Source organism: Oleiagrimonas sp., from assembly GCF_027858935.1.
GTDB lineage: Bacteria > Pseudomonadota > Gammaproteobacteria > Xanthomonadales > Rhodanobacteraceae > Oleiagrimonas.
Genome location: NZ_JAQIBU010000173.1, coordinates 1 through 11,084 on the forward strand (window position 1 = coordinate 1; position 11,084 = coordinate 11,084).

Genomic DNA, 11,084 nt, shown 5'->3' on the forward strand with positions numbered 1-11,084 from the left:
TCCAGCACCAGCATGCGGCTGGCCGAACGCTCCTTGAGCGGCGCCTGTGCGATCAGCGCCTGCGGCAGGTCAAAATGAAAATCGCTTTTCTTCACGGCACGGACATCGGAAATCGGAAACCCGGAAGCATACTAGGTCGTCATCGGGCGTTTGCCCGCGCCGATACCCGGTCTTTCACAACCAGCCCTTCTGCCGCGCCAGCCGATGGGCCTCGATCCGGTTGCCCACGCCGAGTTTGCCGATCGCCTCGGACAGGTAGTTGCGCACGGTGCCGTGCGAGAGATTCATGTGTGCAGCGATATCGCTCGCGGAGAGACCCTCGCCGGCCAGCCGCAGCGCCTGGCGCTCGCGGTCGTTGAGGGGATCGGCCTCGGACCACGCCTCGATGGCCAGTTCCGGGTCGATGGCGCGACCGCCACGATGCACGGTGCGAAGTGCTTCGGCCAGCTTTTCCGCCGGTGCGTCCTTGAGCAGGTAGCCAACCACCCCCGCATCCAGTGCCCGGCGCAGAAAGCCGGGGCGGGCGAAAGTGGTGACGATCACGACCTTCACCGGCAAGTCCTGGCGCTTGATCCGCTGCGCCAGCTCCAGGCCGGTGAGGCCGGGCATCTCGATGTCGGTGACCAGGAGATCCGGCTTCAGTCGCTGTAGCTCCCGCCAGGCGGCTTCGCCGTCGGCCACCGAGTCGAGCACGCTGATGTCCGGCTCCATGCCCAGCAGCGCGGCAAGCGCACCGCGCACCATCGCCTGATCCTCGGCCAGCAGGACCCGGATCATGACGCGCGCCCCATCAGGTGCGCGGGCGTCGCCAGCGCGCCGGACCAGGTGCCCGTGTCGTCGGTGCGCTGCGCGCTGGGCAGGGGCAAGCGCGCACGCAGCGTGGTGCCCTGCCCGCGGGGCGAATCGATGTCCAGTTTGCCCCCCAGCGCCTGCACGCGCTCGCGCATGCCCTGCAGGCCATTGCCGTGGACGTCGACACCGCCGCGACCGTCGTCGGCGATGAACAACTCGAGCGCCCCATTCTGTTCCCGGATCACGACCCGTGCATTTTGCGCCTGGGCATGGCGGGCGATGTTGGTGGCTGCCTCGCGCAGCACCAGCGCCAAGGTCGGCTCGACGCCATCGGGCAGGTCCAGGGCAGGCCATTCGTAGTCCATCCGCACGCCGCTCGACTCCAGCATCAGGTGGGCCGAGGCCAGCTCGGCGGCCAGGTCGGTGGCACGAATGCCGGTCACGGCCGAACGGACTTCGGCCAGGGCCTTGCGCGCGATGTGTTCCGCGTCGTGCAGCTCCCGTTTCGCGCCCTCGTGATCGCGGTCGAACAGTTTGCGCGACAACTCGAGCTTGAGCGTGATCAGCGAAAGCGTATGGCCGAGCAGGTCATGCAGGTCACGGCCGATACGCTCGCGCTCGGCGGTGGCCGCGAGGCGCCGGACCTCGTCCTGGGACAGCCGCTGGGTGGTGTTCTTGATGGCATTGATGCGCCCCGCCAGGCTGCCGGCACTGGCACTGGTGCAGATACCGACCAGGATCACGATCACGAACCACGGCATGCCCAGCCACACGACCTCCAGCGCCAGCACCAGCTCGATCAGCGCGATCTTGAGGATGCTCTCGCGGAAGGAGCCGTGGTATGGCACATAGACGCAGGCGAACACGCCGTAGCTCCAGGCACTCGGATTGAACGGAGCCGAAGCACAGGCAAGCAGGGTCAGGGCTGCGACAAAGATACTGGTTTCCCGGTACGGCCGCACGTGGATCAGGAAAAACAGCAGCGCGAATACCGGGTAGCCGAGGATCAGCGACCACCAGAACGCGGCATGCACCGGCTGGAACAGCGGCGTCAGGAAGACCCATATCGACCACAGCAGGTTCAGGGCATGCAGACGGGGGTTGCTGCCGTTGCAGCGCATGTACCGCGCCATCGAGTCCGGCGCCGGACGCAGGAAGGCGGGCAGCCCGATCATGGTGCGTGTGGTGTTCATGTATCGCGCTCCCGCAATTCAGCCGTGCCGGCGCAGGCGCCGCGCCGCCAGCCCGAAGAGTACCGCAGCCACGACCAGCAGGATCAGCACGTGTCCCAGAATCGGCGCATGCGACAGGCCCATGATGCGCTGCCCGATCTGATTCAGGTGATAACTGGGCCAGACCGGTGCGATGCGCCCGAGGATCGAGGGCATCATGCGCAATGGAATCCACAGCCCGGACAGGAACGCCATCGGCAGGTAGACCAGGTTGAGCAGGCCCGGTGCGCCCTGGCCCTTGATCAGGGTGCCGATGAACATGCCCAGCGCACAGAACGGAAGCACCCCGAACACGCCCATCGCCAGCATCGCGGCCACCTGCCCCGCACTCAGCGGCACGTGCGCCACCAACACCCCGATCAGCAGCAGCAGCGTCACCACCACGCCGGCGGCGGCCATGGCCATCACCATCTTGCCCAGCAGGTAGGCGCCCGGCGGCATGGGCAGCGCGCGCTTGAGTGTCAGCAGCCCGCCGTCGCGCTCGATCGCCAGCGACACGCCGAACCCGAACAGCCCCGGCCCCATGATGCCGAACGCGCTGTAGCTGGCCAGAAGATAACGCGAGGCCTCGCCGCCCGGAGGACTCATCACCACCCCGAACATCAGGTAGAACACGGTGGAAAACAGGGTCATCGGCAGCATGAAGCCGGGGTTGCGCAGGTAGCGCAGGCATTCGCTGCGGATCTCGGCCAGGTAGGCACCCAGCACGCGCGAAGCGGGCATGTCGGTCCGCGTGGTGATCGATGACGCGGTCATTGCAGTCTCCATCTCAGGCCACCTCGCGGTTGGCATCGGCCTCCGCGGCGTCGGCGTCGCGGGTCAGTTCGGTAAAGGCTTCGGCCAGGCCGGCACGCCGCACTTCCAGGTCGCGCAGACCGGGATCCCTGGCCAGCAGATCGCGAACCACCCGCTCGGCCTCGGCCGTGGATACCTGCAGGCGTCCTTCGACCGAGACGGCCTCGGCCACGTACGGCCACGACGCCACCAGTGCACTGTCGAGCGCACTGGTGCAGAGGATGCGCTTGAGCGCCACGCGAGCGCGGATGGCATCGACCGTCCCGGCATGGATCTCGCGGCCATGCGACATCACGCTGACGCGGTCGGCAAGGGCCTCGGCCTCTTCCAGGTAGTGTGTGGTCAGGACCACCGAACAGCCTTCGTCCACCAGGGCACGGATCGCCTGCCACAGCTTCTGGCGGGCCTCGATGTCCATGCCCACGCTCGGCTCGTCGAGGAACAGCAGTTGCGGACGGCCGCACAGCGAGAGCGCGAACTGCACCTGGCGCTGCTGCCCCCCCGACAACTTTCCGTAGGGACGCTTGAGCAGATCCTCGACCCCGGCCAGCTTTGCCGATTCGTCACGGCTGCGCGGCGCAGGGTAGTAACTGGCCGTGACGCGCAGCAATTCGGAAACGCGAAGGGTCAGGGGCAGTTGCGCGGACTGCAGCATCACGCCGATGCGCCGCCGCGCGACGACGGACTGCGGGTCCATGCCGAACAGCGTGACCCGCCCCTGGTCGGGTCGGATCAGCCCCAGCATCAATGCGATGCCGGTGCTCTTGCCGGCGCCGTTCGGCCCCAGCATGGCCAGCAGTTCGCCACTGCGCACCTCCAGATCGAGGCCGGACAGCGCCTGGATACGTCCATAGCGTTTGCTGACGCCGTGCAGTTCAGCCACGTTGGATTGCCGTGCATTCATGGAGCCGCTCCTCGTTGTTGAACCCATCTTCGTCCGAGGGACGTCCCCGCAACAGTCGCCACCATCACGCATCCGTGGTGACAGGCGTCATGCGGGGGTGTCGCCAAACCACGTCTCATGATATAGTTGAAGGATATTTTCCTTTGCAGTTAACCACTTAGCGCACCACTACCGGCCTCGAGCGCCGCGGCGCTGCCCATCCAGTTGAGGAGACAGCCATGGGATCGATTGACCTGTTGCGCGAAATGCGCGAATTCGGCGGCACGCCACGGACCACGGGCCTGGACGACGCCACCATCGAGGGTTTCGCCAAGACGGACCCGATGCTGGCCGGCGCCATCGAGGACGCCGCAACCAGGCATCGTGCGCTACGCGCTGAGCTGGGCGATTTCCTGAAACTGGACGAGAACGAACAGTTGCAGAAGGCGCAGGCCGGGTTCATCAACTTCTACCCGGATGACGCCATCAACCCGTACCTTCCGGCAGCCGGCCGCGGTCCCTGGATCGTGACCCTGAAGGGCGCCGTGATCCATGACAACGGCGGTTACGGCATGCTCGGCTTTGGCCACAACAATCCGGCCATCGACAAGGCCCTGGCCGCTCCGCAGGTCATGGCCAACGTGATGACCCCAAGCCTGGCGCAGATGCGCATCACCCAGGCGCTGAACAGGGAAATCGGCCACAGCCGCCCGGATGGCAATCCGTACGCGCGCTACCTGTGCCTGAATTCCGGCTCCGAGTCGGTCGGACTGGCCGGCCGCTTCGCCGACGTCAACACCAAGGAGATGACCGACGAGGGCGGCAAGCATGCCGGGCGCCGGGTCAAGCGCATCGCCGTCAAGGGCGCCTTCCATGGCCGCACCGAGCTGCCCGCGCTGTATTCGGACTCCACTCGGGCGACGTACCTGAAGTATCTGGCCAGCTTCAAGCATCACAACGACCAGCTGATCATCGTCGAACCCTACAACGTGCAGCAGTTGCGCGACGCCTTTGCCGAGGCCGACAAGCAGGGCTGGCACATCGAGGCGATGTTCCTGGAACCGGTCATGGGCGAAGGCGATCCCGGCCGCGCCGTGACGCCGGAGTTCTACGCCGCCGCACGCGAGCTGACCAAGGCCCACGGCACCCTGCTGCTGGTCGACTCCATCCAGGCCGGTCTGCGCACCAACGGCGTGCTTTCGGTGGTCGATTATCCCGGCTTCGAGAAGCTGGAAGGCCCGGACATGGAGACCTTCTCCAAGGCCCTCAACGGCGGCCAGTACCCGCTGTCCGTGCTGGCCGTGAACGAACGCACTGCCAAGCTCTACCGCAAGGGCGTGTATGGCAACACCATGACCGCCAATCCACGCGCACTGGACGTGGCCTGCGCCGCCCTGGCCCAACTGGATGATGCGCTGCGCAGCAACATCCGCGAGCGCGGGCGGGAATTCGTGGACAAGCTCAACGCACTCAAGGACGAACTGGGCGGCCTGATCACCAAGGTCCAGGGCACCGGTTTGCTGTTCTCCTGCGAGCTGGATCCGCGATTCAAGTGCTACGGCGCCAACTCCACCGAGGAGTACCTGCGCGAGCACGGGCTGGGCGTGATCCACGGCGGCACCAACTCGCTTCGTTTCACCCCGCACTTCAACGTGAGCAGCGCAGAAGTCGACCTGATCATCGGTCACGTGCGCCAGGCCTTGCTCAAGGGCCCGCGCAAGCAGAGCGCCGAAGCAGCCTGATCAAACCGCAAAACGCTGGAAAAAAAGGCGCGCCCGCATCCGGGCGCGCCTTTTTCATGCGTCAACGTCGGCGCTAAGCGATTTCCTCCGCCAGAGCACGCGCGCGCAGGCGCACCGGCGCGGTCTCCGGCATCTGCAGGATCGCCAGCAAGCCGAAGATCACACCAGCGATCATGTACCAGGCCGGGGCCAGCGGATCACCGGTGAACCGGGTCAACCAGGCGACGATGAACTGGGTCGAGCCACCGAACACCGAGATGGCCAGAGCATAGATCAGGGCCAACGCGCCCGAGCGCACCCGCTGCGGCAGCGATTCGGTGATCGCCACCAGGACCGTGGCCGTGGACAGGGTCGAAGCCACGGCCAACACCGCGCAGGTGGTGTACAAGGCCGGCCCGTCGCGCCACACCGAAAGGAATCGGAAAGCGGGGAAGATAGCCAGCAACAGCACCAGCCACGGCACCATCATCACCGGCTTGCGTCCGAACCGGTCGGACAACCAGCCGCTGATCGGATCGCAGATGAACCCGCACAGTCCAACCACCGCCGTGGCGCCCAGCGCCAGTTGCTCGGACATGCCAAGCGTCGCATGCGCGTAGGTCGTCATGTAGTCGAGGATATAGTTGGTGGTGGTCGCGGCAGCCAGCAGCACCAACCCGAGCAGGGCCACACGCCGGAACGCCCTGCGTTCGATCGGCGCCAGGGGTTGCGACTTGGCCTCCATGTCCAGGGTCTCGCCCAGCGAGCGGCGCAGCGCCAGGCCGAACGGCACGATCACCGCGCCCAGCAGCAGCGCCACGCGCCAGCCCCAGGCGTTCAGTGCAGCGGGTCCCAGCAGATGGGCCAGCGCCACACCGACCAGGCCCGCGACCAGGACCGCGGCATCCGCGCTCATGGCCTGCATCGAGATGTACAGGCCGCGCCGATGTTCCGGCGCGGCCTCCATCATGTAGGCCGTGCTGGGCCCGACCTCACCGCCCAGTGCAAAGCCCTGCAGCAACCGGAAGCCCACCACCAGGATCGGCGCAGCCACCCCGATCTGCGCAAAGGTCGGCGTCAGCGGCAGTCCGATCACGCCGATGCCGATCAGCGTGAAAGAGAGCAGCATCGCCGGCTTGCGACCGACCCGGTCGCCCATGCGCCCGATCACGAATGCACCCAGCGGCCGGGTCAGGAAACCGGCACCAAAAGTCGCCAGCGAGGCCAACAAGCTGGCGCCGGGTTTATCGGAGGGGAAAAACGCATGCCCGATCTGGGTCGCGAAGAACGCGTAAGTCACGAAATCGTAGAACTCGATGGCGTTCCCCACCGTCACTGCCGCCACGTGCCGGGTCGGCAATGCCACCCTTCCGTTATCCTCCATTGCCGCCATCCACTGTCCCCGATTCAGCCCCGACCAGTGTCATACAGTGACCCGATCGCTGTCGAGTCGCCAGCCGGCGCCGTCGGCGATAAGCTCTTGACCTGCACACGCACCCACGAACGCCTTCGAGGATCACCGGCATGACTGTCACCGAGGTTGACCACCCCCTGATCCACCACAAGCTGGGCCTCATGCGCGAGGTCGGCACCAGCACCCGACAGTTCCGTGAACTGGCCGCAGAGATCGCCGCGCTGCTGACCTACGAGGCCACGCGTGACCTGGAAACCGTGAGGGTGGCAATCGACGGCTGGGCCGGTCCACTCTCGGTACAGCGCATCCAGGAACACCAGATCACCATCGTGCCGATCCTGCGCGCGGGCCTGGGCATGCTGTCCGGGGTGCTCGAGATGATCCCGGCGGCCAGGGTCGGGGTGGTCGGCCTGCAGCGTGACGATACCACCCTGCAGCCGATCACCTATTACGAGAAGTTGACCGATCATATGGACGAGCGCACCGCGCTGATCATCGACCCGATGCTGGCCACGGCGGGCACCATGGCCGCTACCGTGGACATGCTCAAGCAGGCCGGTTGCCGACGCATCAAGGTACTGGTACTGGTGGCCGCGCCTGAGGGACTGTCACGCCTGCGCTCGGATCATCCGGATGTGCAGATCTACACCGCCGCCATCGACGAACGACTGAACGAACACGGCTACATCCTGCCCGGCCTGGGGGACGCCGGAGACCGCATTTTCGGCACCCATCCACCGCGCGGCGATGCCTGAGTGTTGCGACAAAGCACGGTCGGATCCGGGGCCTGCAAGTAAAACCAGACGGAACGGCGCTCAACCGTGATCGCGGTAACGGTCGGTGGCCCCGATCAGCTCGTGCAGGATGCCCGGCTCGAAGGATGAGTGCCCGGCGTCCTGTACGACGCGCAGGTCCGCCTCGGGCCACGCCCGATGCAGGTCCCAGGCGCTGCGCATCGGGCAGACGATGTCATAACGGCCCTGCACGATCACCGCGGGAATGCCGCTCAATCGCTTGGCGTTGCGCAACAGCTGGTCATCGTGCTCGAAGAATCCTCCATGGACAAAGTAATGGCATTCGATGCGGGCGAAGGCGCTGGCAAACGCGTCGCCACTGGCGCTCTCGATGTAATCCCTGTTCGGTCGCAGGAAACTGCCTCCTGCTTCCCATACCGACCAGGTTTTGGCCGCCGCCATGCGCACCTCGGGATCGGGGTCGGTCAATCGCCTGTAGTAGGCACTCATCATGTCGCCACGCTCGACCTCGGGGATCCCGGACAAATAGGTTTCCCAGGTATCCGGGTAAAGCGCGTCCGCACCCTTCTGGTAAAACCATTCCAGTTCCTCGCGACGCAGCATGAAGATGCCACGCAGGACCATTTCGGTGACTCGATCCGGATGCGTCTCGGCATAGGCCAGTGCCAGGGTCGAACCCCATGAACCACCGAACACCTGCCAACGCTCCACGCCCAGGTGCTCGCGCAACCGCTCGATGTCGGCGACCAGGTGCCAGGTGGTGTTCTGCGCCAGTTCCGCGTGCGGCGTCGAGCGCCCGCAACCGCGTTGGTCGAACAGGATGATCCGGTAGGCCTCGGGATCGAAGAAGCGCCGGGATTCCGTGTTGCAACCACCCCCAGGGCCTCCGTGCAGGAACACCACGGGCTTGCCTTGCGGATTGCCGCACTGCTCGTAGTACAACGTGTGCAGTTCCGAAACCGGCAGCATGCCGGTCGCATAGGGCTCGATTTCCGGATACAGCGTGTGCAGCGGCTGGTGCATGAGGGCTCCTGTGAGCAACAGTCTGCAAGAATAACGGCTTGGTTCGTATGGCGTCATGCATCGCGGCATGGCGTCAATCGAAGACCTTGCCCGGATTGAGGATGCCGTGCGGATCGAACACAGCCTTCACCTGGCGCATCAGGGCGATCTCGTGTGGGCTGCGCACGCGGTCAAGATACGGCTTTTTCAGCAAGCCGACGCCGTGTTCGGCCGAAATACTGCCGCCATGCTTTTCCAGCACGTCGCACAACAGACCCGTGACGCGGCCACACGCCTCGGTGAAGGAATCCATGGCCATGTCCTCGGGACGCAATACGCCGATGTGCAGGTTGCCGTCGCCGATATGTCCGAACCACACGACTTCGAAATCCGGATATTCGCGATCGAACAGCGACTGCATGTCGGCCATGAACGGTGCGACTCGTGAGACGCGTACCGAAATGTCGTTTTTGTAGGGCGTATGCGGCGCAATGCTTTCGGTGATGCCCTCGCGCAGGTGCCACAGCTGCCTGGCCTGCGCCTGGCTCTGGCTGATCACGCCGTCGACGACCCAAGCCTCGTCGGCGGCTGTTTCAAAGGCCGCCAGCGCCGCCTCTTGCGCACGCTCGTCAGGGGCCTCGAACTCGGCCAGCACGTAGAACGGCGCCTCGCCCTCGAACGGCCGTTGTCCGCCCTGCGCCAGCACATGGCCCATGGCTTGCTCGGTGAAGAACTCGAATGCGGTCAGGGCAAGGCGCGCGCGCAGCACCCCGAATACGCGCATCAGCGCATCCATGTCCGGCACTGCCAACAGCATCACCCGCAATTCCGGCGGCGGCTCGGTCAGCCGGATCCCAGCCTCGACCACCACGCCCAGCGTGCCCTCGGAGCCGATCATCAGGTGCCGCAGATCGTACCCGGTGGCGTTCTTGACCAGATCGCGATTCAGCTCCAGCAGATCACCATTGCCGGTGACCACCTTGAGGCTGGCCACCCAGTCGCGGGTCATGCCGTAACGCAGCACCTTGATGCCCCCGGCATTGGTGGCGATGTTGCCGCCGATCTGGCTGGAGCCGCGGCTGCCGAAATCCACAGGGTAGTAAAGCCCATGTTCACGCGCGGCCTGTTGCAATGCTTCGGTGACCACGCCGGCCTCGACATGCAGCACGCGATCGACCGGATCGAAATCGAGGATGCGATGCATCCGTTCCATACAGAGCACCACCTCGCCATGCATGGCCACGGCACCACCGGACAGGCCAGTGCGTCCGCCGGAAGGCACCAATGCGATGCTGTGCGCGCATGCCCAACGCACCAGGGCCTGCACCTCCTCCACGGTTTCCGGCAGCACCACCGCCCGTGGCGCCGGCGGAAACTGACGCGTCCAGTCGCGCCCGTAATGCTCAAGGTCATCGGCTTGTTCAAGGACACGGGACTCGCTCAGCAACTCCCGCAATGCGGCAATGGGATCGGACATGGTCAATCGTGGGGTCTTGGATGAGGTCCCGAGTGTACGGCAGACGGAGCGAGGTGCCCTGCGACGATGCATCCTTTCCGCCTCCACCCGCGCTCTGGCATAGTCGTGAATTCGACGGACAGCCAGGACGGCACGTCCAGAACACATCACACGGCCTCCCCCATGAAGACCTCATTTCCACGCGAAGACCTCAAGATCCTGCTTCTTGAAGGCATCAGCCAGCAGGCGGTGGACGCTTTCACCGAAGCCGGCTACACCAACATCGAGCATCACGACAAGGCACTGCCGGGAGACGAACTGCTCAAGCGCATCGCCGATGCACACATCGTCGGCCTGCGCTCACGCACCCAGCTCACCGAGGAAGTCATCGCCCACGCCCGACGCCTGTTCGCGATCGGCTGCTTCTGCATCGGTACCAACCAGGTGCGGCTGGATACGGCACGCGCGCGCGGCATCCCGGTGTTCAACGCGCCCTACTCCAACACCCGCAGCGTGGCCGAACTGGTCCTGGCCGAGGCCATCCTGCTGATGCGCCGGATCCCCGAGCGCAACGCCTCATGTCACCTCGGCGGCTGGATGAAATCAGCCGACGGCAGCTACGAGGTCCGCGGCAAGACCCTGGGCATCATCGGCTACGGGCATATCGGCACCCAGGTTGGCGTGCTGGCCGAGGGCCTGGGCATGCGCGTGCTGTATCACGACATCGAGCCCAAGCTGGCGCTGGGCAACGCCAGCCCCGCCGACAGCCTGGACGCGCTGCTGGCCGCCTCGGACATGGTCACCCTGCACGTGCCGCAAACACCGGAAACCCGCGACATGATCGGCGCACGGCAGATCGCCGCCATGCGCCAGGGCGCCGTACTGATCAACGCATCACGCGGCACCGTGGTGGTGATCGACGCGCTGGCCGAGGCGCTGCGCAGCGGACATCTGGCGGGCGCCGCCGTGGACGTGTTTCCCGTCGAACCCAAGAGCAAGGGCGACGAGTTCGTGTCGCCGCTGCGCGCGTTCGA

General features: G+C 65.6%; 11 protein-coding genes. 3 read left to right on the plus strand and 8 right to left on the minus strand.

The annotated features are described in order from the left end of the window. The 5 genes from PF446_RS06265 to PF446_RS06285 form a co-directional block, all read right to left on the minus strand. A partial coding sequence (locus PF446_RS06265; RefSeq protein WP_298070391.1) for an S-adenosylmethionine:tRNA ribosyltransferase-isomerase occupies positions 1 to 113 on the minus strand: 113 nt, incomplete at its 3' end. A 61-nt stretch (positions 114 to 174) separates the two neighbouring features. Next, positions 175 to 777, minus strand: a complete 603-nt coding sequence (locus tag PF446_RS06270) for a response regulator transcription factor (RefSeq protein WP_298070381.1) — start codon at positions 775 to 777, stop codon at positions 175 to 177. Next, entirely contained in the window at positions 774 to 1,985 is a 1,212-nt protein-coding gene (locus tag PF446_RS06275; RefSeq protein WP_298070382.1) for a sensor histidine kinase, read from the minus strand. Before PF446_RS06275 ends, PF446_RS06270 begins: the two co-directional genes overlap by 4 nt. Positions 1,986 to 2,003: 18 nt before the next feature. After that, positions 2,004 to 2,780 (minus strand): ABC transporter permease, encoded by a 777-nt coding sequence (locus PF446_RS06280; protein WP_298070383.1) that lies wholly within the window; start codon positions 2,778 to 2,780, stop codon positions 2,004 to 2,006. 13 nt (positions 2,781 to 2,793) lie between these two features. Further along, positions 2,794 to 3,723: an ABC transporter ATP-binding protein gene (locus tag PF446_RS06285; protein WP_298070384.1), complete on the minus strand. Its 930-nt coding sequence runs from the start codon at positions 3,721 to 3,723 to the stop codon at positions 2,794 to 2,796. Positions 3,724 to 3,941: 218 nt separating this feature from the next. Between PF446_RS06285 and PF446_RS06290 the strand changes: the two genes are divergently transcribed. After that, positions 3,942 to 5,444: an aminotransferase class III-fold pyridoxal phosphate-dependent enzyme gene (locus PF446_RS06290; RefSeq protein ID WP_298070385.1), complete on the plus strand. Its 1,503-nt coding sequence runs from the start codon at positions 3,942 to 3,944 to the stop codon at positions 5,442 to 5,444. A gap of 73 nt (positions 5,445 to 5,517) precedes the next feature. Here PF446_RS06290 and PF446_RS06295 read toward each other — a convergent pair whose 3' ends face one another. Continuing rightward, positions 5,518 to 6,789: an MFS transporter gene (locus PF446_RS06295; protein WP_298070386.1), complete on the minus strand. Its 1,272-nt coding sequence runs from the start codon at positions 6,787 to 6,789 to the stop codon at positions 5,518 to 5,520. A gap of 158 nt (positions 6,790 to 6,947) precedes the next feature. Here PF446_RS06295 and upp point away from each other — a divergent pair, with 158 nt between their 5' ends. After that, positions 6,948 to 7,592, plus strand: a complete 645-nt coding sequence (gene upp / locus PF446_RS06300) for a uracil phosphoribosyltransferase (RefSeq protein ID WP_298070387.1) — start codon at positions 6,948 to 6,950, stop codon at positions 7,590 to 7,592. Positions 7,593 to 7,652: 60 nt separating this feature from the next. Here upp and pip read toward each other — a convergent pair whose 3' ends face one another. Then, positions 7,653 to 8,615, minus strand: coding sequence for a prolyl aminopeptidase (gene pip / locus PF446_RS06305; protein ID WP_298070388.1), 963 nt, complete (start codon positions 8,613 to 8,615; stop codon positions 7,653 to 7,655). A 73-nt stretch (positions 8,616 to 8,688) separates the two neighbouring features. Continuing rightward, a complete protein-coding gene (locus tag PF446_RS06310; protein WP_298070389.1) occupies positions 8,689 to 10,071 on the minus strand; it encodes an FAD-binding oxidoreductase in 1,383 nt (460 codons plus the stop codon). Between the two features lie 162 nt (positions 10,072 to 10,233). Here PF446_RS06310 and serA point away from each other — a divergent pair. Continuing rightward, the coding region (gene serA, locus PF446_RS06315) for a phosphoglycerate dehydrogenase (protein WP_298070390.1) at positions 10,234 to 11,084 on the plus strand (851 nt) is incomplete at its 3' end.